This is a genomic window from Pseudoalteromonas sp. Angola-4, from assembly GCF_028599265.1.
In the GTDB taxonomy this organism is placed as follows: Bacteria; Pseudomonadota; Gammaproteobacteria; order Enterobacterales; family Alteromonadaceae; genus Pseudoalteromonas; species Pseudoalteromonas atlantica.
In genome coordinates this window covers 480,787-504,961 of sequence record NZ_JAQREK010000002.1, presented here as the reverse complement: position 1 = coordinate 504,961, position 24,175 = coordinate 480,787, and the positions used below count along the sequence as shown (strand labels likewise).

The following is a 24,175-nucleotide window of genomic DNA, read 5'->3' as shown; positions in this document are numbered from 1 at the left end:
AAATGGACAATGCCAATCCATAATTGGAATCTGACATTGTCGCAATTGGCCATCCACTTCGAAGGTAGGTTAGATGGTGTGCTAGATATTTAGCAACTTAGGCTGACACAGAATTCTGAACGCTCTCTTTCTAAATGGTTAAAGCGCAACTTTTAGAACTAAATAGTCCACCTTACTGTGCAGTTTGAAGTTTTGATTCTATGTCAAAACTTCACATGTGAATTTCACGAACAGCAGAAGAACTATTCAGTCTTGTCTTTAAACTCACACAAGTCTTCAATAATACAGCTGCCGCATTTAGGCTTGCGTGCTACGCAGGTGTAGCGTCCGTGTAGTATTAACCAGTGGTGTACGTCTACTTTAAATTCTTTAGGGACAACCTTTTCAAGCTTTTGTTCTACAGCGACTACATCTTTACCCATAGCAAATTTGGTGCGGTTTGAAACACGAAAAATATGCGTGTCTACGGCAATTGTCGGCCAGCCGAAATATAAGGATGGTAGATATTGGGAGTTCATAGAGTGGTTTCTGTTTTTTGTCATTAGAGGAGATTGACTACTGAATTTAAAAAAGGCAGCTTTAAGTCTAAGCCGTTCGTAGCACTGTTAAAAGCAGGTAGGTAAATATTAAAATCAATTTGCAAAAGGTTATGAATATAGACATCCCTCTTTATGCAACGTAGACTACTTTCAATATAGCCACTAATAAACATACCGTGAAATGAATAGTCAGTTACTTTTTTTCTTCAGTGCGTTAGGTGCCTTTAATGGACTGTTGTTGACTGCCTATTTACTTTTTTCTAATCCCGCGTCAATTCAACGCCGTTTACTAGCGTTGCTCATGTTAGTTATTAGCTTACGCATTTCTAAATCAATTTGGTTTTACTTTGATCCAACGCTAGGCAAGCAGTTTTTGCAACTGGGGTTGTCTGCATGCTTTTTGATTGGTCCACTGCTTTATTTTTATGTCGTCAGTCAAACCGCTAATATAGAAAAGCTTAGGTTTAATTGGAAGTTACATCTTGCTTTACTTATTAGTTTGATCTTTGGTGTTGGCGTTTTGTATCCTTATCAGTCTAATGTTGAACTATGGGGATCGTTATATAGAGTAATCAATATAACTTGGGGCTTATATATGATGGCTGCGGCTATTCAATTATTTCCCAAACTATTTGTTTTAGCTGGCGACAACACTCGATTGTCAAAAGAAGAACTGTTATGTATCAACGTATTTGCCGGCACGATTTTTATTTGGCTGGCATATTTTACAGCGTCTTATACTTCTTATATCGCTGGAGCTTTGTCTTTTTCAGTTATTTTGTATGTTTCGCTCTCACTTTGGTATATATCTAATAAAGGGGGAAAACCTTCAGAGCAGACTTATGCTAATAAAAAAATTGCACATGAATTAGCAAGTCAGCTGATAACACGTTTAAATGAGCTAATGATTAATGAACAGCTTTACAAAAATGCCAATTTAACCTTACCTATATTAGCGAAAAAACTGCAATTATCTGTGCCTCAGTTATCGCAATTGTTAAACGATAACTTGAATAAATCTTTTGCCCTGTATGTTAATGAGCTTCGTATCGAAGAAGCGAAAAGGCTGTTGGTTGAAAACTCATACATGACGATTGAGTTAATTTCAGAAGCTTGCGGTTACAACTCTCAATCTACTTTTTATTCATCATTTAAACAATTTGAAAATATAACACCTGCACAATACCGAAAGCAGTTTAAAGCCTTATAACCTCTTCGGAATTATAATTTCGTACTACGGAATTATTCTACGCTAATGTTTTCTCTGGTTTTTTCCTTAATCTAATAAACAGTTACTTTACGGAGAAAAACAATGAAATATTCACTCTTACTTTTGATCACCTTATTGAGTTTTGATTTGACAGCAAAACTTCAAATAGATAATGAGGCTCAAATCACACAGACATTACAAAACTATATTACAGGGACATCGTACAATGAACCTGACTTAATCAAGCGGGCTTTTGCAAAAGAGGCTCGATTATTACTCAGTAAAAAAGGCCAAGAAATATGGCCTGTTAGCCCAAATAAATATGCTTCATGGTTTAAAGATAAGAGACAATTTAATGGCAGAATAGGAGAGATACTATCCATTGATTTCGAAGGTGACATTGCTACCGCTAAGGTTGAAATTTTGATACCCGAAAAATCTATACGTTATGTTGACTTATTCCTATTAAAAAAAATATCGGGTAATTGGAAGGTGGTAAGTAAGGCTGCGACAAGTGAAACGTCTGAACAGAGTGGTAAAAGAATACTTTTTATTGTTTCCAATGCTCATTTTCACGGCGATTCAAAATTACCAACGGGTGTTAGTTTCTCAGAAATTGTTAAAGCGTACGACACTTTTAAAAAGGCTGGTTACACTGTCGATTTTGTTAGCCCAGAGGGTGGAGCTATTCCACTCGCCTATATAAATACATCAGAGGAAATACATAAGCAATATCTATACGAACCTGATTTTATGTATGCGATCAAAAATACTAAGCAGCCAAGTCAGATTGACCCAGCTAATTACCTAGCCGTTCACTATGTTGGTGGAGGCAATGCGATGTATGGGGTTGCTGATAATGTTGCCATACAAAAAATCGCCATGACTATTTATGAAGAGCAACAAGGGATCGTATCGTCTGTTTGCCATGGAACCGCAGGGATTGTTAACTTAAAAACGAAAGAGGGTAAATACCTAGTGGCAGGCAAGCGGATATCAGGCTATCCTGATTCTTATGAAAATCAGTCACGCGCTTACTTCAAAGAGTTTCCATTCTTAATTCAAAAAACCATTGAAAGCAGAGGAGGTCAATTTTTCTATTCAGCCAGAAATACACCACATGTTGAAGTCGACGGGCGCATAGTCACAGGACAAAATCACCTATCCTCATCACTTGTCGCTCAGAAAATGGTTGAGATTTTACAACAGAATTAAATTATTTGGTGTGTTAGTTCTTTATAGGTGTTTAAAACCGAAAATGAAAGCGAACACACGATGAACATTGTGTATCTCGAAATGCTACTTAAAATAAAGCGTACTAAAAGTCTATTGTAGTGCCCTAGTGATACTGAATACATTATTAGAGAATTTAGCTGATTTTATCAACCAAAAAACTGATGTCAGCTAATGCCTATTTGAAGTCATTAGTAATTGCTGATGATAATGACTGCTTCTTGCCCAAAGCGCATTAAAGCTATTCCGTCTTATCCTTAAACTCGCACAAGTCTTCAATAATACAGCTGCCGCATTTAGGCTTACGTGCTACGCAGGTGTAGCGCCCGTGTAGTATTAACCAGTGGTGTACGTCTACTTTAAATTCTTTAGGAACAACCTTTTCAAGTTTTTGCTCAACGGCGACTACATCTTTGCCCATAGCAAATTTGGTGCGGTTTGAAACACGAAAAATATGCGTGTCTACGGCAATGGTTGGCCAGCCGAAGGCTGTGTTGAGCACGACATTTGCGGTTTTTCGGCCAACACCGGGTAGGGCTTCTAGAGCTTCGCGGTTCTCGGGAACAATGCCGTTATGTTGGTCAACCAATATTTGGCACATTTTGTACACGTTTGCGGCTTTTGAATTAAATAAGCCAATGGTTTTTATATAATCGCGAAGCGCATCGTGGCCAATATCTAAAATGGCTTGTGGCGTATTAGCAACCGGAAATAATTTACGGGTGGCTTTATTTACCCCTACATCGGTGGCTTGTGCAGAGAGCGTAACGGCTACTAGTAGCTCAAATGGGCTTGAGTATTCAAGCTCGGTTTCTGGGTGCGGGTTTTGTTCGCGCAAGCGCGAGAGTATTTGGTGACGTTTTTCTTTATTCATGCAACTTAAAACGCATTAGCTAATAGCGTTAATGCGTTTTCCCCTTAAGTTAAGCTAGTAACACGTGCGCGTGGGCCTTTTTCGGCTTCTGGCGGCGTTACTTGTTTTGATTTTATTTGTGCGTCAATAACATTTTTTGCTGCTATTAGCAGCCCAAGCCCTAAAAAGGCGCCGGGTGGTAAAATAGCGAGTAAAAACTGGCTATCGAAACTAAATATTTCTAAGCGTAGGCTTTGTGCCCATGGCCCTAGAAGCAAATCGGCTCCATCAAATAATGTACCTTGGCCTATCAGTTCGCGCATTGCACCTAGCACTAACAGTACGGCCATAAAGCCTAAGCCCATCATTAGGCCATCGAATGCAGACAGGTGCACAGGGTTTTTAGAGGCATATGCCTCTGCACGGCCAATAATGGCGCAGTTAGTTACTATTAGTGGAATAAATATGCCTAATGATTGATACAAGCCAAAAGTGTACGCATTCATAAGTAGCTGAACTATGGTCACAAAGCCTGCAATAATCATTACAAATACCGGAATACGAATGTCTTTAGGCACCCAATTACGCACAACTGAAACAGTAATATTAGAGCCTACTAAAACTAATAAAGTAGCTAACCCTAGGCCAAGTGCGTTGGTTACAGTTGATGTTACAGCTAAAAGCGGGCATAAACCGAGTAGCTGCACTAGCGCGGGGTTATTAGCCCATACGCCTTCTTTGTATAAGGTTTTTAACTCACTCATTGTGTTACCTCTTGGCAAGCATTAGGCTGTTTAAAAATGGCGTCAAAGTTAGTTTTTGCAAATAATACGGCATTTTTTACCGAGCCTACCACGGCGCGAGGGGTAATTGTTGCGCCGGTAAATTGGTCAAACTGGCCGCCATCTTTTTTTACCGCCCAACGGGCATCGTCTTCACTTTGAACCGTTAAATCGTTAAATGTAGTGATCCACAGCGACTTTTTAACTTCTACTTTGTCGCCTAAGCCGGGCGTTTCTTCGTGCTTAGTAGTACGAACGCCGGCAATGGTGCCATCAGCAAGTACGGCGGTTAATAAGTTAATATCGCCACTGTAACCACTAGGTGTTATGTGTCTTATTACAAGTGCAACAGGTTGCTGATTTTTATAAGCGCGGTAAATAACTTGCTCGGGGTAAGGACCAAGTTGTTCGTTGCTCATAATTACGCAATTTGTATTGAGCTGATTATCGTAGCTGCTTGGGTTTAATACCTCTTGTAATTGTGAGGTTAATTGCAGGCGTTCTTGCTCGGCAATTTTATCGGCGGTAAAGGCATCAATTGAGGCAACTAAGCCTGTTGTTATCAGTGCAAAGGCGGTTAATATCGCGCCATTTTTAGCCATTGATGAAATAATCATTTTACTGCTCCGTGGCCATAAGTGCGTGGTTGGGTGTAGTAATCAATCAGCGGTACGGCAATATTAATTAATAATACACTAAAGGCTACCGCATCAGGGAAGCCACCAAAGGTGCGAATTAAATACACCAACAAGCCAATTAACGCGCCATAAATTAAGCGCCCTTTATTGGTAGTTGCAGCCGAAACAGGATCGGTGGCGATAAAAAATGCGCCCATCATGGTTGCGCCACTTAATAAATGAAATACCATACCCGGCTCGGTACCCGGCGCGGCAATATAGCCAATGGCACTGCACAGCGCTAGTGAGCCTATAAAGCTTACTGGAATATGCCAGTTTATAATGTTAGCTTTTAATAGGTATAAACCACCGGCTAAAAAGCTTAGGTTAACCCATAGCCAACCAAGCCCAGCCCATTGAGAAAAAATCGGTTTTTGCATGCTTTCGCTAACAGTTAGACCATGAGCTACATCGGTTTTAACTGTATCAAGCGGGGTGGCCATGGTGAGGCCATCAACGCCGGCACGGACTTGATCAACACTAAAGCCCAGAGCGGTAAAATCAGTAAATATAAGGCGTAATTGGTCAATAAAGCCAATTGGGGCGTTAAGTAAATCGGTAACGGGTAACCAAGCGGTCATTTGCACCGGAAACGAGACTAAAAGTAGTACGTATGCGGCCATTGCTGGGTTAAATAAGTTAAACCCAAGCCCACCATAAAGTTGCTTTACAATCACAATGGCAAATAAACAGCCAATAATAATGACCCACCAAGGCGCCAGCGGCGGAATACTCAGTGCTAACAGCACACCAGTAAGCCAAGCACTACCATCACTCAATGCAGGCCAAACAGGGCGTTTACGCATTAACATAATGGCTGCTTCAAATACGCTTACAGCAACAAGTGCCAGTACTAACTGAATAAGTACGCCAGTTCCAAAAAATACCACTTGCGCTATTAGCCCAGGAATACACGCAGCAATTACGGTTAGCATTAATCGCGTTAACGACTTATGGCTATGGTTGTGCGGCGAACTGGCCATGGTTAATTTCATGACTGATCATTTCCTTCTTTTTGTAACTTTTTAGCTTTGGCGCGCGCTATTGCGGCGGCCACGGCGGCTTTTTTCTTCTCTGCTGCAGTTTGCTCAGAGGCCGTTTTCTCAGAGTCTGAACCGCTGCTGGTTTGTGGCTCATTGCTGTGTTCAGGTGCGCTGTGTTCACTTGCTGCTGATTGCTCTGCTTCTTTAGCGGCTTTTTTTGCTTTAGCACGGGCAATAGCAGCAGCTACGGCCGCTTTTTTGTCATCAGCAGGAGAGCGTGTTTGTGAGTTTTCAGGCTCAACTTCACCTGTTTTCTCAGCAGCACTTGGCTCATCTGATTGCTGGGATTGCGCAGCCGCTTTAGCGGCTTTTTTAGCTTTAGCACGCGCAATAGCTGCAGCTACCGCTGCTTTTTTATCATCTGCGGCCGCGGGGGCTTCATCGCTTTGTGGCTCTGCATTTTGCTCAGCTTGCGCCGCTTTTTTAGCTTTAGCACGCGCAATAGCAGCAGCTACCGCAGCTTTTTTGTCATCAGCTGGGGCGGGAGCTTCATCGCTTTGTGGCTCTGCACTTTGCTCAGCTTGCGCCGCTTTTTTCGCTTTAGCACGGGCAATGGCAGCAGCTACCGCAGCTTTTTTATCATCAGCTGGGGCGGGCGCTTCATCGCTTTGTGGCTCTGCACTTTGCTCAGCTTGCGCCGCTTTTTTCGCTTTAGCACGGGCAATAGCAGCAGCTACCGCTGCTTTTTTATCATCAGGTGCGGCGGTTGCTTCATCGTTTTGTGGCTCTGCACTTTGCTCAGCTTGCGTCGCTTTTTTCGCTTTAGCGCGGGCAATAGCAGCAGCTACGGTTGACTTTTTATTATCAGGTGCTGGTGATGACTCGCCCTCGGCAGCTTTTTGTTCTTTATATTTACGTGCTTTTTCTTTACGTAGTGCACGCTCTTTAGCTACTTCACTGTTATCTGGCTCTAGCTCTTCACCTTGCTGTTTTTTTGCTTTGGCGCGGGCAATTGCAGCGGCTACAGCTGATTTTTCATCGCCATCTGATGATTTGCTCTTAACGCGGGCAAGGGCATCCGCTACTTTTTGCTTTTCATCTGATGTTTTTGCCGCTGGTTTACGTTTATGGCGGTTTTGACGTTCTTGTTGCTCGCGCTCTAGGCGTTCTTTACGGGCGTCAAAGCGCTCTTTTGCTCTATCGGCTTTAATTTTTTCGGCTTGTTGCTCTTTTATTTCTACTTTTGCTACGCGGTAATACTGCACCAGTGGAATTTCGCTTGGGCATACATACGCACACGCACCACATTCAATACAATCAAATAAGTTGTGCTCTTGTAATTTGTCGTATTCTTTTGATTTTGCAAACCATTGTAATTGCTGGGGTAATAACGAAGCTGGGCAGGCATCTGCACAGGCACTACACCGTATACAGGCTTTTTCAGGGCCAGGCTCTGCCAGCTCTTTATGATCGGGGGCTAAAATACAGTTGGTGGTTTTAATTACCCCAATACGCACAGTCGGTAAGGTAAAGCCCATCATCGGCCCGCCCATTACAACGCGCTGCTGGGGTACGGGTGAAAAACCTTGGCAATCAAGCAGGTGCTTAACTTCGGTGCCTAATAATGCCCATACATTACCTGCATTATGAATGGTGTTACCTGTTACTGTAACAACGCGCTCTATAAGCGGTTTACCTTCGTACACCGCTTGTTGCACAGCAAACAAAGTTCCTGTGTTGTGCACTAAAATACCAATATCGGCAGGAATACCGCCACTGGGTACTTCACGGTTTGTAAGTAATTTAATTAATTGTTTTTCGCCACCCGATGGATAAACAGTAGGCACCGTTTGAATAACAATATTGGCGTTGTGCTCTGCGGCACTTTTCATAGCCGCTATGGCTTCGGGCTTATTATCTTCAATGCCAACAATACACAGTGTCGGGTTTAAAATTTGTTGCATTAGCTCAATGCCTTGCACTACTTGCTTGGCATGTTCACGCATTAACACATCGTCGGCTGTTATGTATGGTTCGCACTCAACAGCATTAACAATTAAAAACTCAATAGGTTGTTTTATATCGGCTTTTACATAAGTAGGAAAGCCTGCTCCACCCATACCACTTATACCTGCTTGATGAATTATATCGACTAATTCATCGTGGCTAAGCTCACTTGGGTTAGGTGTTGGGGTTAGTTCGCACCATTGATCTTTGCCATCAGGCTCAATAATAATACTTAGCTCAGGTAAAGCCGATGGATGCGCCGAAGGCATAGAGGTAATATCTGTTATGGTGCCAGAGCTGGGCGCATGTACAGGCACAGACCAATTTGCAACGGGCACGGTAAGTGCTTGGCCTTTTAATACCTGTTGGCCTTTTTCTACAATTAATTTACCGTTAGCACCAATGTGCTGTTTAATTGGTACAACTAACTTATCAGGTAGAGGAAGCCTAGCAATACGCGCACTGTTAGAGAGTGTTTTTTGTTGTGGTGGATGCACGCCGCCCGGGAATGCCCAAACAGTGCCTTTTTTAATTTGTTCAAGTAACTTTTCCACTCAAACCTCTAATCTATTTGCGTGACAGGAATAGCATCAAGTTGCCATTTCCAGTTTTGTTTTGTTTCGGCTACAGGCAGCATATCAATGCAATCTACAGGGCAGGGCTCTACACATAAATCGCAGCCGGTACATTCTTCTATTAGTACAGTGTGCATTTGGCGTGTAGCACCGACAATGGCATCCACAGGGCATGCCTGAATACACTTAGTACAGCCTATGCACTCGTCTTCGCGAATATAGGCCACTGTTTTTATCGGCTCTGCTTGTTCGCCACCGGCAAGCGGTTTAGGCTCTACGCCCATTAAATCGGCCAGCTTTTTAACCGTTGCTTCACCGCCTGGTGGGCATTTATTAATTTCATCCCCGTTGGCAATTGCCTCAGCGTAGGGGCGACAGCCCGGATAGCCACACTGGCCACACTGGGTTTGCGGTAAAATGGTATCTATTTGCTCAACAATTGGGTCGCCTTCTACACGAAAGCGAATAGCTGCAAAGCCTAAAATAAGTCCAAAAACAAGCGCTAGCGAGCCAAGCGCTATCAAGGCATACATTAAGGTCATATTAAAACTTCACTAATCCGGTAAAACCCATAAACGCCATCGACATTAAGCCGGCGGTGATCATGGCTATTGAGGCGCCTTTAAACGGGGTAGGAACATCTGCAGCAGCAAGGCGTTCGCGCAGCGCTGCAAATAATACAAGTACTAATGAAAAGCCAACGGCTGCGCCAAAACCATACACGGCCGATTGTAAAAATGTGTGATCTTCTTTTATATTAAGAAGCGCAACACCTAATACCGCACAGTTAGTGGTGATCAGCGGTAAAAATATACCCAGTAAACGGTATAAAGTCGGGCTAGTTTTACGCACAACCATTTCGGTAAATTGCACCACAACGGCAATCACTAAAATAAAGCTCATGGTGCGTAAAAATTCGATATCTAGCGGCGCTAAAATATATTGATTAACTAAATAGCTTGTAACAGAGGCAAGAGTAAGCACAAACGTGGTTGCTAAAGACATACCAATAGCGGTATCAAGCTTGCCTGATACACCCATAAATGGACATAAGCCTAAAAATTGTACTAATACAAAGTTATTAACTAGAACGGTTCCAATCAATAACAAGACATATTCTGTCATGTGTGCCTCGCGCTATTAAAATCCTGTGTATTATCCTTTTTTCTGCCCCGATAAACAACATATGCGAGTCGTTATCAGTTAAATAAACACAGTAAAATAATTAAGCGATCACAAAGCTGTAAAATTTATGTGATTTTAAAGTAAGCGAAAAATTAAACAGCTAAACGCAAAAAAGAGCACATGTGCTCTTTTTTACTTTAATTAAGGGGAGGTGCTAAATATCTTTAGGTTTTTCTATGTAATAACCTTGTACGCCGTCTAGGCAAAGCGTTTCTACTATGTGTTTTTCTTCTTGGCTTTCAACGCCCTCAGCAAACACACTCACACCAATGCGATGGGCTAAATCAACCATTAGGCGCATAAAGTATTGATTGTTTTTATCATCTTCTAGGCCGCGGGTGTAACTTGCATCCATTTTAATAAAGTCTGGTTTTAAATCACGGAAAAACTTAAACGACGTTAGTCCAACACCAAAGCGTTCAACCGTTACGCGGGCACCTACGCGATGCACCATATCAATAAAGCGTTTACTGGCTTTAATATTTTGCTGTAGGCCAAACTCACTTACTTCAAATACTAATTTAGAGGCTATATGCGTATCTTTTAATAAGCGGCGCTCTAACCAAATAACAAATTGATCGTTATGTGCACTTGAGGCGGTTACATTCAGGCCAAAAAACTTTTCAGAGAGATTACGGCTTTTAATTTTTTCAAGTGATGAGTCAATAATTAAGCGGTCAATTTCTATGGCCATATCGAGTTTTTCAGCCATGGCTAAAAACGAAGCCGTAGGGAGCACTTGGTTATCTTCGGTTTTAAAGCGCACTTGTATCTCTGCATACGCCTTAATGCTTTTACCCAGCGGCATAATATTTTGCATTACTAAGTGAACACGTTTTGATTCAATTACTTCGTTAATCACTTTACGCCAGTTTTGGTTACCAAACCCAGCACTTACATTATTAACTAAATCGGTTTCGCGCTGCACATGCCATGCATTTACTTGCTTAGATTGCGCCATGCTCATTGCGTTATCGACAACCGATAATAGCTCACCCAGCGGTTTGCCTTTTTCGTAGCCCACAATACCTGTGTTAGCCACAGAGCTGAGCTCTTGATTTTGTTGATATTGAGTAAAGCGCGATTGCAGGTTTTCACCAAAACGCTCTGCTTCTTTAAGTGGGGTATTAGGAAGTACAACGGCAAAGTCTGAGCTATTTAGCCTAAATACTTGGCTGCCGGTGTAAGTGCCACTTATATGCTTAATTATATCCGCCACACCTTTAACGTAGTCATCACCTTTTTGGTAGCCACGGCTTTGGTTTATAGTTTGCAGCTCACTACAGCGTACAAGCGCTAACGAACCAAACGTACTGCGCTCACTGTTTTCAATGTGTTTTTCGTAATATTCAACAAACATATTACGGTTACCTAATTCGGTAATTACATCTTTATAGGCTTCTTGCTTGATACTAAGGGCAGCGTTTTGAATATCATCATTTTTATTTTTTAAAAAATGCGAAAGGCGATTAAAGCTCGGGACTAAATCTTTACCTAGCTTTTTCATTTTACTTGCATCAAGTGCGGTGTCTAAGTCGTCGCCAATTTGATTTTGGTTAATATAAATGTCTATTACATCGGCAACGGTCATGCTGATATTTTTATTTAAGCTAAGAAAAATAGACTTCATTAATATAATAGGAATAATCACTAAAAAGGCAGAAATAAATATAACTATAAATAACGAGGTTTGTAGCTGCTGCGCTAAACGTTCAATGTTGAGGGTAAATTCTACTTTTATATCTGCAGCGTCGTTAACGGCAAACTGTGGGCGAACCGAATTAAAGCTAGATTGAATAAATTCAGCAAACATGGGCAGCTGGGTAGGGGAGTTAACTGAAAATACCTCAGCCCCTTGGTAGTCTCTTAGTATAAAGCTTGAAAACGTTTTACCATCGCCAATCGCTTTTTTTATACTTTCAGGCGAAAGCTCATCACTTGTTAAGCTGTTAATGTAACGTGTTACGCTGGTTTGCGCTGAAGTTTGTGCTTCACTTACTGCATTATTAAAGCTTACAGATATGAAGTAGCTTCCAGCCGCAACACATACAAGCCAAGACAGGATTTGTATAAAAATAAGTTTTTTAAAGCCAGCCATGTTATCAATCTTTTAATAGTTCAAAAGGAAAGGAATCAGGTCCTTGATCATTCAACTAATAGCAACACATTAGAATAGATATTATGTTTTAGTTATAAAGCAGAAGAGTAGTGGAAAATTACTGAAATGTCTATGAAATTCTTATGATTGGCTCCCCCTCCCCGACTCGAACGGGGGACCTGCGGATTAACAGTCCGTCGCTCTAACCAACTGAGCTAAGGGGGAACAAATAGAGATGTCATTTTATGATTTGGCTCCCCCTCCCCGACTCGAACGGGGGACCTGCGGATTAACAGTCCGTCGCTCTAACCAACTGAGCTAAGGGGGAACTACATCATAAACATAAACTTGGCTCCCCCTCCCCGACTCGAACGGGGGACCTGCGGATTAACAGTCCGTCGCTCTAACCAACTGAGCTAAGGGGGAATCGTTTATGATTGAAAAACTTGGCTCCCCCTCCCCGACTCGAACGGGGGACCTGCGGATTAACAGTCCGTCGCTCTAACCAACTGAGCTAAGGGGGAAGCGTCATGCCTTTCAACGGGGCGAAATATTAATGATGGAGCCGCAAAGTGTCAACATATAAAAGTCATAAATTTAAAAAAGAAGTTTATTCGTTGTTTTTATGTTCGATCTGCGCATTTTATAACTCTATTTATGCAAAACACGGCGGTAAATCTCTATTTAGACTCACACCAATACGAAAAAAACAGCGCCGATAAAATAGCCATTGTTTAATTTATGTGTAAAAAATGCCGCTGAGACAAAATTTATCGCGGCAAATCAGTAAATTTGTATTTAACCTGGTTGTCATAAAACCGAGTATAAATTTAGCTAGCAGATCTTTTTAAAAAATCCAGCAGGGTAGTTTTTTCGTATTACGGTATTTAAGAGGGGTTAAACTAATAAAGCCGTGGCTGAAAACTTTATTTTAAAAAGCTGTACAAAAACAAAACAATCAATAAGTTGCTAAATATTTGCGTTAACTAATTAAGTCACTTTTAGCTGTATTAGGCACAAAGATTTGGCTTAGCTTAATTTTTTGTTTGCAAGCATCGATAAGTTTTTAACTTTAACTTTGAGCAAAGGTTGGACTTGAGCTGAATTTTAGCCAGCGCGCAAGCCTTTATAAATGCGGGCTCAGCTGAGTTATCCACGGTTTCTGTGGATAACTCTGTTTATGAAACTTTAAGAACACTGTCACGACCAGAGTTTTAGGGCGCTACAACGATTTCAAGCTTTTAAAACGATTTTTTTATTACTATAAAAAACATAGGGTTATAAATGCATGCTGAATTACCATGCAACGATGAGTAAATTAATTCGTTACGATAAAGATTAATACCGCGCTGTGTAAAAATTCAGCGAATTTGCAGGGTTAAATGTTAAAAAAGTAATAAAAATGTTCACTTATTGTTTTTTAAAGCTCTAAGGGCGTATTTGTGCACAAATGCTTAAAAATTCAACTTTAGCTATTTTTTTAATTGTTGCTTTATTATTAGTATGAAATCCATTGATAAATCCGTGGCTTGAATTGCTATGATGCTTTAAAATGGCTCGCTCAGTAAAAGAGGCTTATTTATTCCATGCGCGAAACTTCACATTCTCAATCACGCCCAGATTTACTTAACGATCCCATCTTGCCTACATTGAAAAAAATGACCATTCCGATGATATTTGGCATGGTCACGCTAATGATGTTCAATATAGTCGATACATTTTTTATCAGTATGTTGGGCACAGAGCCCCTTGCGGCGGTAAGCTTTACGTTTCCGGTAACCTTTACGGTAATAAGCCTAGCCATAGGTTTAGGTATTGGCACATCAGCGGTAATAGCGAAAGCCTTAGGCAGTAATAAAATAGAAGAGGCGCGATTTGATGCCAGTGTGTCGCTTATTGTGGCGCTACTATTAGTTATTTTACTTTCGTTTATTGGATATTTACTAATCGACCCAATATTCACTTTATTAGGGGCCGGACAATTAGTGCTGCCACTTATTCATGAATATATGAATATTTGGTTTATTGGCAGCGTATTTTTAATTACCCCCATGATAGGTAATTCGGTATTACGAGCCAGTGGCGATACTAAAACACCCAGCATAGTAATGGGTGGGGCAGGGCTTATTAACGCCATACTCGATCCTATTTTAATATTTGGCTGGGGCCCAGTACCGGCATTAGGCATTCAAGGTGCCGCTATTGCCAGTGTTATTGCCTGGGGCGTAGCGGTTATTATTATTTTATATGTGCTGGGCGTTAAAAAGCGGCTATTAAGCTTAAAAGCCGGTAATCAAACTGCGGCCAGTGCAATTAAAAAAGTACTTAAAATAGGTTTACCCGCAGCGGGGGCTAACATGCTTACCCCAGTAGCAATGGCTGTGATGACCGCACTCGTTGCCAATCATGGACCCGAAGCGGTTGCCGCTTTTGGTGTGGGCAGCCGTATTGAATCAATTGCCAGTATCTTAGTGCTGGCCTTATCGATGACATTGCCTCCTTTTGTTAGCCAAAACTTTGGGGCGGGTAAATTAGGCCGCGTAAAAGAGGCGTACATTGGTACGCTTAAATTTGTGATGATATGGCAATTTGCTATTTATATTTTACTCATTGCGCTGTCAGGGGTAATAAGCCAATTATTTGGTAAAGAACAAGCTGTAATCGATGTTATTAAGCTCTTTATATACACCATACCGCTAAGTTATGGTTTTCAAGGGGTGATCATTTTATCAAATTCATCGTTTAATGCTTTACACAAACCTATGAATGCATTGTTTTTAAGTATTATTCGTTTGTTTGTTTTTTACCTGCCTTTTGCTTATGTAGGCAGTATGCTAGGTGGCTTGATTGGTTTATTTATTGGCGCTGCAATCGGTAATGTATTCACAGGGTTAGTCGCGTACAAATGGTTTGTAAAAGAGCTAGATGCAATATGCAGTAACACGGTAACGGAGTAAATGAATGAGTGATCACTTTGAGCTAAAGTCACAATTTAAACCCGCGGGCGATCAACCCACAGCGATTAAACAGCTTGAAGAAGGCTTAGAAGCCGGGCTTGCGCATCAAACCTTACTCGGTGCCACAGGTACAGGTAAAACATTTACCATGGCCAATATTATTAGCGATTTAAATCGCCCAACAATAATAATGGCGCATAATAAAACACTAGCCGCGCAGTTGTATGGAGAAATGAAAGAGTTTTTTCCTAATAATGCAGTTGAGTATTTTGTATCTTACTACGATTACTACCAGCCAGAAGCCTACGTGGTTGCCAGCGATACGTTCATAGAAAAAGACGCCTCTATTAATGAGCACATAGAGCAAATGCGTTTAAGTGCTACTAAGGCATTGCTTGAGCGCCGCGATACCATAATAGTGGCTTCTGTGTCGGCTATTTATGGTTTGGGCGACCCCGACTCATACATGAAAATGATGCTGCTTTTAAAAGTAGGCGAACAGGTCGACCAACGCGATATGCTGCGCCGTTTAGCTGAGCTGCAATATACCCGTAACGACATTGACTTTAGCCGTGGTACTTACCGTGTACGTGGCGAAGTTGTTGATATATTTCCTGCCGAGTCAGACACCTATGCAGTACGCGTAGAAATGTTTGATGACGAAATAGAGCGCCTTAGTATTTTTGATCCCCTTACTGGTGCGGTAGAAAAACACATAGTTCGTGCCACTATTTACCCTAAAACGCACTATGTAACGCCACGCGAAAAAATTCTTGATGCCATAGAAAAAATAAAAGCCGAGCTTAAAGAACGCAGAGCGCAATTATTAAGTGCCAATAAATTAGTAGAAGAGCAGCGCATAGCGCAGCGTACCCAATACGACATAGAAATGATGACCGAGCTTGGTTATTGCTCGGGCATAGAAAACTACAGCCGTTATTTGTCGGGGCGTACACCGGGCGATCCACCACCCACATTACTCGATTATCTTCCTGATGATGCATTAATGATCATCGATGAATCGCACGTAACCGTATCGCAAATAGGTGCCATGTATAAAGGCGATAGAAGCCGTAAAGAAAACCTAGTTGAATATGGCTTTAGAATGCCATCGGCGATGGATAACCGCCCATTGCGCTTTGAAGAATTTGAAGCCATAGCACCACAAACGATTTATGTATCGGCAACGCCGGGTGATTTTGAATTAGAGCGCAGCGCAGGAGAAGTAGCAGAGCAAGTTATACGCCCAACTGGCCTGTTAGACCCAGAAATAGAAATACGCCCTGTAGGCACTCAAGTAGATGATTTACTCTCAGAAATTTATAAATGTGTAGAAAAAGGTGAGCGAGTATTGGTAACTACGCTTACCAAGCGCATGTCAGAAGATTTAACCGATTACTTAAGCGAGCACAATGTAAAAGTACGTTACCTGCACTCAGACATAGACACAGTAGAACGCGTTGAAATAATTCGTGATTTACGCGCCGGTGTGTTTGATGTGTTAGTGGGTATTAACTTATTACGAGAAGGCTTAGATATGCCAGAAGTGGCGCTAGTTGCCATTTTAGATGCCGATAAGGAAGGCTTTTTACGCTCGGCACGTTCGCTTATTCAAACTATTGGCCGTGCTGCACGTCACCTTGATGGGCGCGCCATTTTATACGCCGACAAAGTAACTAAATCGATGGAAAAAGCGATTAGCGAAACACAGCGCCGCCGCGAAATACAACACGGCTTTAATATAGAGCACGGCATTGAGCCGCAAGCCTTGGTTAAAAAGATCACCGATATTATGGATGTGGGCGAAGAAGCAGCACCAAAAGATAACCTTAAGTTGGTGCGTAAAGAGTCTAAAAAAATACTCAGTGCCAAAGAAATTGCCACACAAATTAAACAGCTTGAAAGCAAAATGCATGCTTATGCCAGCGATCTTGAATTTGAAAAAGCTGCGTCTGTACGCGACGAAATACACGAACTACAACAACAGTTGATTAACTAAATGACACCCGATTTTTCGCCCCTAATAAGCGCGCTTGAAGATGCGCCATTACTACAAAACGAACTATGCCGCGTATTTCATGGTCGCGGCCATAGCGTGGCATCACTAAGCCATATTAATTTAGACTTTTATCCGCCAAGCTTGTTTTTAATTTCGTACGAAGAAATTGACGAAGCTACGTTAAATACACTGACCAGTACCCTTTGGGCGTGGGCGCAGCAGCATCACCCTGAATTAATATCTGCATTGGTGTATCAACAGCGTGCGGGTGTACAAAGCAGTAATCGTTTAGTGCATGGTAATCTTCCCTCGCCACATGTGGTTAAAGAAAACGGCATTGGTTTTTTAGTGGATTTAACAAGCCGCCAAAACACCGGAATATTCCCCGATATGCGAAGTGGGCGTGAGTTTGTCTCTGCCAATAGTAAACATGCAAAAGTACTTAATTTGTTTTCATACACGTGTGGTTTTTCGCTTGCGGCAATGCAAGGCGGGGCTGATCACGTTATGAACATGGATATGAGCAAAGGCGTACTTAAAGTCGGTAAGCAAAACCACCAACTTAATGGTTTTGAGCGCGGAGTGAGCTTTTTACCGCACGATATTTTAAAGTCGTTTGGTAAATTAAAAAAAGCAGCGCCGTTTGATTTAATTATTGTAGACCCGCCAAGCTTTCAAAAGGGCAGCTTTATTCTAACTAAAGATTACCAAAAGGTGCTGCGCAGATTACCCGAACTACTGTGTGATACCACACAGCTTTTATTATGCGCTAATAGCCCAGAGCTTAGCGAAGATGCGTTTAAAGCTTTAATAAACGAGCACACCCAAGGAGCAATAGAATTTGTTGAGCGCCTTGCACCAACGGCCCGTTTTGTAGAAGTAGACAGCAATAAAAGCTTAAAAGCGTTAGTGTATAAAACGGCGCATACCGCAACTTATACCAATTCGCAATAATACTTAATCATTTTAAGGGGCTAAACGTGTCGCTATCTGTGTTAAAAAACTCTCATTTAGAACAACTAAATAGCGAATTTTTTGCCTAGCTATCAACACGTTTTTCCAGCCTCAAAATAGATCACTTAATTAAGCTAATTGGTATTAAATGAAACTGAGTAAGCGTTTAAACGCAATTAATGCGTTAATTACTGACCCCGTTGATGTTATTTGGGATTGCTGCTGCGATCATGGTTACTTAGGCATTGCACTATTAAAGCGCCGCGCTGCAAAACAGGTTAATTTTGTCGATGTGGTAGATAAAATAATGGCCGAGCTGAGCGAGCACCTTACAAATATTAGCCAAACACTGCCAAGTAATGCGCAATATAAAGTACATTGCCAAGATGTAAGAGAAATAAAGCTCGTTCCAAATGCTTTAAATACTGTGGTTATTGCAGGTGTTGGCGGCGAGCTGTTACTAAAACTTGTTGCCGGCATTATTAAAAACAATTGCGCTGCATCTGTAGCAAGCACCCGCTTTATAGTTTGCCCTATACACCATACTTATCATTTGCGCAGTGGTTTAGCCAAATTAGACTTAGGCCTTGAAAGCGAGCAATTAATCACTGAAAACAACCGCTATTATGAGCTTATAGAGGTAAGTCAACGTAACACAACGTTGCTCACATCTACCGGTAACAGCATGTGGGATTTAAATAATGCATCGCACAGGCAATACCTTAAACAGTTACTCACTCATTATAATAAAATGCTTAATAAAGATGAGCTTTATTATCAAAAAGTTATAACAGATTATAAAAAACTCAGCGACGCTTAAAAATGGCTTATTTAGCGCTAATAGTGTGATCTAATGCAAGGCGCAAAAACGTAACATCAACATAGATTATATCGCCTTGCGCGAGTTTATTTGGTTTATGTATGTCAGATAAAAAAAGTCGCATTGAGCCGCTGCTCAGTGCAGAGCAAAAATGGCAAAACAGCTACGAGCAGCCAATTTCGTATGCTCCATTAGTGCAACTTGCTAATAACAGCTGGATAGTTCCACAGCACTTTTTACGCTATAAACACACCTTACAAAGCGTTAATCAAGTACTAGAAAATATTAATTTTTCAGCGCACTTTAGAGTGCTTGCTGCACAAAAAGATCAGCAACTTTATTTACAAGTTGCCGTACTCAGCCCCGATAATTACAAAACCAGTAGTTACGCGGGTGAGGGCACAGCAAAAAAATTACTGTTTGGCAGACGCTGGATAGTAGAGGAAAACTTACCAACCTCCGAGCTTATTCAAACAGCGTTTTTAGCGCTTAAAATAGCGCGAGAGCACGAGGTAAGAGAGCTGTTTCAACTTACTCACAGCAATAATACAACCAGCACGCCATTTAATAATCACCATGATTTACCGGTTATGGCACAAAATGCAGAGCTTGTTATTGCACACGCGGCGCAGGGCAATGAGCAACATTGCACTATTGAGCAGTTATTAAAACGGGTAGTATTTGCAGGTGCTAAGGTATCGCTAAGTGCTATGCAGCAACTAAGCTCGCAGCAGTGGTTATACACCTTAAAATTACACTGCAATACTTGCCAGCTTACTGAATTTAATAATAAAACCTTTGCATTTTTAACCAGTGATAGCAGCGCAAATAGCTTTTTACATGGCTTTATTAATGCCCTGGTTGATATTAGTAATGAGTATGTGAGTGAGCAATTTAAATACCAAGGGTTTGCCCGATTTAGTAAACACAATTGCGTAGAAAAAATAGGTGCACTTAGTGTGGCAATGCGCTCGCCAAAAGTGTTGGGGCTGTGCTCGCTTGGCAAGCAACATGCAAATAAGCTTAATTTTGAAATTGATAGTTCGCGTGCGCCACAAGGTTGCGGCCAAGCTATAGATGGGTTTTTAGCTGCCCACGGTATAGAGCAGCCAGAAAATGCACATTTATATCGTTTTTAAAGGCGGTTAATTTCTTCTTTTGTGGTGTAGCTTGAGTCTGTCACTATGGCCTCAAGAGTTTGCACGCGCTCTTTTAAAGCAACCACTTGGGCACTTACCTCGGCCAGTTGTTTATTTGCATCTTGGTTGCTATCTTGCATTTTGTGTTTAAATTCAAGGTGCTTTTTGTACATATCGTAAATAACCCCAGAGCCAACCGATATAAGCACAATAAGTACTATCATTGTAGTGCCTGACATAACCACTTCCTTTTTATAGTTTTAACTGTTGCATAAAGTATAACCATATTTAGCAGCGGTTAAACCTGACAATTGTAACTTTATTTGTCGATTGCTGCGTGGAGTTGTGTTCATCATTGATACACCTGCGTTATTGTTTAATAACTAATGGCGTAATTAATAAGTCTATTTGAGATTAAACCGTGTGACTTTAATCAGCAGTTTAACGTGCTCTATGCCAGCGTTAACTTTGTATTTAATTGTGTATTAATGCAAACGGGTATAGTGTTTACAGACTTATAGGTCCTTATTTCATAATCAATACAGTGAGTTGCTATGTTAAATAATAAAATACCTCCGGTTATTGTCGTGCTCGTTTTTGCAGGCATTATGGCGTTAATAGCCCATTACAGTGTGATTGATTTTACAGCGTTTATTGCCTACCTAGCAGCAAGCTTAGTCATTATAGGGTGCGCATTTTGTATAGCCGCAGTGGTAAGCTTTAAACTTGCACGTACCACAGTTAATCCAAATAAGCCCGAGCAAGCATCAAAGTTGGTAACCAGTGGCGTATATAAAATTTCACGTAACCCTATGTATGTGGGCTTTGCGTTTATTTTAGCTGGCTGGGGTATTTGGCTTAGTTCGCTGTGGGCACTTTTATGTGTTGCTGGGTTTATTGCTTATTTAACGTTTTTTCAAATAATTCCTGAGGAGCGGGCGCTTAGCAAATTATTTGGCCAAGAATTCACAGAGTATAAAAACAAAGTAAAACGCTGGTTGTAATTTACAAGCAAATACAAAAAAGGCTATCGAGATGATAGCCTTTTTGCGTTCAGCGCTAATAAATTAACCGTACTTTCACTGAAAACCCCGTAACTAGCGGTTATTCGTATTCGATTGGATCAGTGACGTTATTAAGCGAAAATGCCTCTAAACGTTCTTGACAGGCGCCACATTTACCACAGGCTTTTTCGCGTCCGTTATAACAAGTCCATGTTTGGCTGTAGTCTAAGCCCATTTTTATGCCATCGGTTAAAATATCAATTTTGGTGTTATTTAAGTACGGGCTAAAAATTTCTACAGCGTCGTAGTTAGCAATACGACATACATCATCCATTTTTTGCACAAACTCAGGACGGCAATCAGGGTAAATAGCATGATCGCCCGAATGCGCGCCATAATATACTTTGCTCGCTTTTAAAGACACAGCGTAACCAACCGCCAGCGAAAGCAAAATCATATTACGATTAGGCACTATGGTGCTTTTCATGCTTTCTTCTTCGTAATGACCTTCTGGTACATCAATATCATCAGTCAGTGATGAGCCGCCAATAAGCTGGTTAATAGCTGATATATCTACAATTTTATGTGGAACATTAAGTTTTTCACACACGTTTGCAGCCACTTCAAGCTCTTTAACATGACGCTGACCATAGTCAAATGAAAGGGCATAAACATCATGGCCTTGTTGTAAGGCTTTATTTAATACGGTAAACGAATCCATACCGCCGGAATAAATAACAACTACTTTTTGCGTCATATCTGGATTGCTCTTTAGTTTTAATAGAGGTTTATATCAGGGCGCGATATACTACACGGCCGCAGCTTAAATAACAATTTTTGGGCAGCGCTTTTTCGTCTTTTATAGTAGCAATTTTGCAGCTAGGCAGTAAGTGAGATCTCTTTTGTACAAAATTAATGAAGTGTTTGAAACCATCCAAGGTGAAGCAAGTTTTACCGGCACACCCTCAATATTTTTGCGTTTGCAAGGCTGCCCAGTGGGCTGCGCATGGTGTGATACTAAACAAACTTGGGAAGTCGATAACGTGTACAAAGTATCGCTTGATGAAACGGTAGAAAAAAAAGCCGATTCAGATCATTGGGCCGATGCCAGCGCCGAGCAAGTACTTGAGCTGTTTAAATCGCGTGGCTATACAGCAAAGCATGTTGTAATTACCGGCGGCGAGCCGTGTATGTACGATTTAAACCCAGTGTGTAAGCTATTGCACGATAACGGCTTTACAACACAAATAGAAACCAGCGGCACCTTTGAAATACTTGCCCCTGAGCAAACCTGGGTTACCGTATCGCCTAAAATTAACATGCGCGGCGGATACGAAGTACTTACCAGCGCCATGAAGCGCGCCAACGAAATAAAACACCCAGTAGCGATGCAAAAGCACGTAGAAGAGCTTGAAGCGCTATTTGCCAAAACAGGTGTTAACCCGAAGCTTGTATACTTACAGCCAATCAGCCAAAAAGTGTCAGCCACTAAATTAGCCATCGACACCTGTATTGCCAAGAACTGGCGTTTATCGGTGCAGGTACATAAGTATTTAGGGATTAGCTAAAGCGAAAGAGCAGCTGTAAGTGCTTAGCTGTAAGCGATAAGCTGCTCGGCGTTAAGTTATATTACGTAGATACAAGGTTGGGTTTGGTGAAACGAAACCCAACACCATAACCCCATTACTCACTCTTTATATAAACCACCACACCAGCTTATTTAAACGCGTAGGTCGGATAAGCGAAGCGCCATCCGACGCAGTAACTTATTTAAGTTTCGGCGAATATAAATGGCTAATTAATTTATGATGTATGAAGTCAAGATTTGACCCCTCAGGTTCTCTAGTAGGTTGGGTTGAGTGAAACGAAACCCAACACCACAACTCCATTACTCACTCTATATATCAAGTACCACACCAGCTTATTTAAACGCGTAGGTCGGATAAGCAAAGCGCCATCCGAAAAGGCTAATTAATTTCTTCCCAGCAGTGATAGCATTTATTTTTTGGCAGGCGATAGCTAGTAGCTGATTGCATTACCTGGTTTTTCTTACAATTTGGGCAAAAGTAATTAATAACATTCACAATTAGCGCGATTGCAAAAATAAAACTGCCAATATAAAACGGGTTTGTATAAAACTGGCTACTCGCTGGTAAAAACATAAAGCCAATAACACATATAATCAATGCGACTAAATACACTCTAAACTTGATTGCCTTACTCAAAATAAAATTCTCCTTTTTTATCTTTTTATCAAATAGATTGGAAATTAGCCACTTAAAGTTTATGTTGGGTATTTTAAAGTGTAATTAAGGATATATGGAGATCAAAAGTTAAATGGAAAAGTACTTACATATAAAAATATCAAAAGACATAAAGCTCTCACCTTTATTAGAAAGTGACGCTCCCGTTGTTTTAAGATTAGTTAATGAAAACCGTATTAATTTAGCAAAATATCTTTACTGGGTTAAAGATGTGTCAGACATAGCGTCGGCCCATAAATATATTTTTGAACGAGTAAATAGCGGAAAAAGTGGTTCACGATGGTTCAAAATAAACTTTAAAGGTAAGTTTTGTGGTGTATTTGCCATTAAATCGATATGTCCCGATTCGGCAGTTGCTGAATTAGGCTATTGGCTAGCTCAAAACGCGCATGGTAACGGGATTATTAGTCAAATCATTTCAAAAGCTCCGCAGCTACTCACGAGCACTCATGTTAAATTTATCGAATTTAGGTGCCTAGAGAGAAACGAGGCAAGTATAAAGGTTGCGTTGAAATCAGGCGCTTTGCTCGTAGATGTTATACCTAATTTTTTAGTTGCAGATAATGTATTACAAAGCCTAAATATTTATAGAACCCCAGTAAAATAATAAAAATATTACAGCTCTCATCATCACAAAACGTAATCATTAATATCATATTTGATAATTTTTTGTCCTCACTACAATCATTTATCATGGCTAATTAATTCCTTTAATTACATTTAACGCCTTTGCCGTTAAGGAACATGCCATGAGTAAAAAAGAGCTAAATCGAAGAGACTTTATGAAGTTATCGGCTGCTGGGTTGGGTGCTGCCGCGCTGCCTATGCTGTTTACAAGTTTGAATGCTAATGCCAACCTGCAAGCAGCTGATAAAGGCGAGCTAGCAAATGGCTTA

Annotated in this window: 20 protein-coding genes, 4 tRNA genes and 2 pseudogenes; 11 read left to right on the top strand and 15 right to left on the bottom strand. The window is 41.0% G+C overall.

Annotation, left to right across the window (positions count from 1 at the left end; translation table 11 throughout):
* Positions 1-242: 242 nt before the first annotated feature.
* Positions 243-488 (bottom strand): annotated as a pseudogene (locus tag PSH48_RS04715) (endonuclease III); the annotation flags it as partial.
* 232 nt (positions 489-720) lie between these two features.
* On the opposite strand from PSH48_RS04715, the gene PSH48_RS04710 reads away from it, so the two are divergent.
* Together PSH48_RS04710 and PSH48_RS04705 are read left to right on the top strand one after the other, a co-directional pair.
* Positions 721-1,749, top strand: coding sequence for a helix-turn-helix domain-containing protein (locus PSH48_RS04710; RefSeq protein WP_248444034.1), 1,029 nt, complete (start codon positions 721-723; stop codon positions 1,747-1,749).
* A 102-nt stretch (positions 1,750-1,851) separates the two neighbouring features.
* Positions 1,852-2,964, top strand: a complete 1,113-nt coding sequence (locus PSH48_RS04705) for a nuclear transport factor 2 family protein (protein WP_248462836.1) — start codon at positions 1,852-1,854, stop codon at positions 2,962-2,964.
* Positions 2,965-3,223: 259 nt separating this feature from the next.
* Here the strand turns inward: PSH48_RS04705 and nth are convergent, their stop codons facing one another.
* The 12 genes from nth to PSH48_RS04645 form a co-directional block, all read right to left on the bottom strand.
* On the bottom strand, positions 3,224-3,856 hold the full coding sequence (gene nth / locus PSH48_RS04700) for an endonuclease III (protein ID WP_096739366.1): 633 nt from the start codon (positions 3,854-3,856) through the stop codon (positions 3,224-3,226).
* 44 nt (positions 3,857-3,900) lie between these two features.
* Positions 3,901-4,599: an electron transport complex subunit E gene (locus PSH48_RS04695; protein WP_004589483.1), complete on the bottom strand. Its 699-nt coding sequence runs from the start codon at positions 4,597-4,599 to the stop codon at positions 3,901-3,903.
* A complete protein-coding gene (rsxG, locus tag PSH48_RS04690; protein ID WP_273610986.1) occupies positions 4,596-5,234 on the bottom strand; it encodes an electron transport complex subunit RsxG in 639 nt (212 codons plus the stop codon). Before rsxG ends, PSH48_RS04695 begins: the two co-directional genes overlap by 4 nt.
* A complete protein-coding gene (gene rsxD, locus PSH48_RS04685) occupies positions 5,231-6,289 on the bottom strand; it encodes an electron transport complex subunit RsxD (RefSeq protein WP_273586749.1) in 1,059 nt (352 codons plus the stop codon). The genes rsxG and rsxD overlap by 4 nt, the downstream gene beginning before the upstream one ends.
* Positions 6,286-8,838, bottom strand: a complete 2,553-nt coding sequence (gene rsxC, locus PSH48_RS04680) for an electron transport complex subunit RsxC (protein WP_273610985.1) — start codon at positions 8,836-8,838, stop codon at positions 6,286-6,288. Before rsxC ends, rsxD begins: the two co-directional genes overlap by 4 nt.
* Before the next feature lie 8 nt (positions 8,839-8,846).
* Positions 8,847-9,401, bottom strand: a complete 555-nt coding sequence (gene rsxB, locus PSH48_RS04675; RefSeq protein WP_004589479.1) for an electron transport complex subunit RsxB — start codon at positions 9,399-9,401, stop codon at positions 8,847-8,849.
* A gap of 1 nt (position 9,402) precedes the next feature.
* Entirely contained in the window at positions 9,403-9,984 is a 582-nt protein-coding gene (gene rsxA / locus PSH48_RS04670) for an electron transport complex subunit RsxA (RefSeq protein ID WP_004589478.1), read from the bottom strand.
* Between the two features lie 214 nt (positions 9,985-10,198).
* A complete protein-coding gene (locus PSH48_RS04665; RefSeq protein ID WP_248534391.1) occupies positions 10,199-12,142 on the bottom strand; it encodes an EAL domain-containing protein in 1,944 nt (647 codons plus the stop codon).
* Positions 12,143-12,290: 148 nt separating this feature from the next.
* Positions 12,291-12,367, bottom strand: a tRNA-Asn gene (locus PSH48_RS04660).
* A gap of 26 nt (positions 12,368-12,393) precedes the next feature.
* Positions 12,394-12,470 (bottom strand) — tRNA-Asn (locus PSH48_RS04655).
* Between the two features lie 21 nt (positions 12,471-12,491).
* Positions 12,492-12,568, bottom strand: a tRNA-Asn gene (locus PSH48_RS04650).
* 21 nt (positions 12,569-12,589) lie between these two features.
* A tRNA-Asn gene (locus PSH48_RS04645) sits at positions 12,590-12,666 on the bottom strand.
* A gap of 1,062 nt (positions 12,667-13,728) precedes the next feature.
* On the opposite strand from PSH48_RS04645, the gene PSH48_RS04640 reads away from it, so the two are divergent.
* From PSH48_RS04640 to PSH48_RS04620, 5 genes are all read left to right on the top strand, one after another.
* Positions 13,729-15,099, top strand: coding sequence for an MATE family efflux transporter (locus PSH48_RS04640; RefSeq protein WP_096739369.1), 1,371 nt, complete (start codon positions 13,729-13,731; stop codon positions 15,097-15,099).
* Between the two features lie 4 nt (positions 15,100-15,103).
* Positions 15,104-17,098, top strand: a complete 1,995-nt coding sequence (uvrB, locus tag PSH48_RS04635; protein WP_273610984.1) for an excinuclease ABC subunit UvrB — start codon at positions 15,104-15,106, stop codon at positions 17,096-17,098.
* A complete protein-coding gene (locus PSH48_RS04630) occupies positions 17,099-18,052 on the top strand; it encodes a class I SAM-dependent methyltransferase (RefSeq protein WP_024034195.1) in 954 nt (317 codons plus the stop codon).
* 148 nt (positions 18,053-18,200) lie between these two features.
* A complete protein-coding gene (locus PSH48_RS04625; protein WP_273610983.1) occupies positions 18,201-18,872 on the top strand; it encodes a tRNA (adenine(22)-N(1))-methyltransferase TrmK in 672 nt (223 codons plus the stop codon).
* 101 nt (positions 18,873-18,973) lie between these two features.
* Positions 18,974-20,011, top strand: coding sequence for a hypothetical protein (locus tag PSH48_RS04620; RefSeq protein WP_273610982.1), 1,038 nt, complete (start codon positions 18,974-18,976; stop codon positions 20,009-20,011).
* On the opposite strand, the gene PSH48_RS04615 is transcribed toward PSH48_RS04620, so the two are convergent.
* Positions 20,008-20,250: a hypothetical protein gene (locus tag PSH48_RS04615; protein WP_024034198.1), complete on the bottom strand. Its 243-nt coding sequence runs from the start codon at positions 20,248-20,250 to the stop codon at positions 20,008-20,010. The genes PSH48_RS04620 and PSH48_RS04615 overlap by 4 nt on opposite strands.
* Before the next feature lie 315 nt (positions 20,251-20,565).
* Here PSH48_RS04615 and PSH48_RS04610 point away from each other — a divergent pair, with 315 nt between their 5' ends.
* On the top strand, positions 20,566-21,015 hold the full coding sequence (locus PSH48_RS04610) for a methyltransferase family protein (RefSeq protein ID WP_004589470.1): 450 nt from the start codon (positions 20,566-20,568) through the stop codon (positions 21,013-21,015).
* A 100-nt stretch (positions 21,016-21,115) separates the two neighbouring features.
* Here PSH48_RS04610 and queC read toward each other — a convergent pair whose 3' ends face one another.
* Entirely contained in the window at positions 21,116-21,772 is a 657-nt protein-coding gene (gene queC, locus PSH48_RS04605; RefSeq protein WP_004589469.1) for a 7-cyano-7-deazaguanine synthase QueC, read from the bottom strand.
* A gap of 145 nt (positions 21,773-21,917) precedes the next feature.
* Here queC and queE point away from each other — a divergent pair, with 145 nt between their 5' ends.
* The 3 genes and pseudogenes from queE to PSH48_RS04590 form a co-directional block, all read left to right on the top strand.
* Positions 21,918-22,583 carry a 7-carboxy-7-deazaguanine synthase QueE gene (gene queE, locus PSH48_RS04600; RefSeq protein WP_004589468.1) on the top strand — a complete coding sequence of 222 codons (666 nt, stop codon included), beginning with the start codon at positions 21,918-21,920 and terminating at the stop codon, positions 22,581-22,583.
* A 769-nt stretch (positions 22,584-23,352) separates the two neighbouring features.
* Positions 23,353-23,886, top strand: a complete 534-nt coding sequence (locus PSH48_RS04595) for a GNAT family N-acetyltransferase (RefSeq protein WP_273610981.1) — start codon at positions 23,353-23,355, stop codon at positions 23,884-23,886.
* Positions 23,887-24,028: 142 nt separating this feature from the next.
* Positions 24,029-24,109 (top strand): annotated as a pseudogene (locus PSH48_RS04590) (twin-arginine translocation signal domain-containing protein); the annotation flags it as partial.
* Positions 24,110-24,175 lie beyond the last annotated feature (66 nt).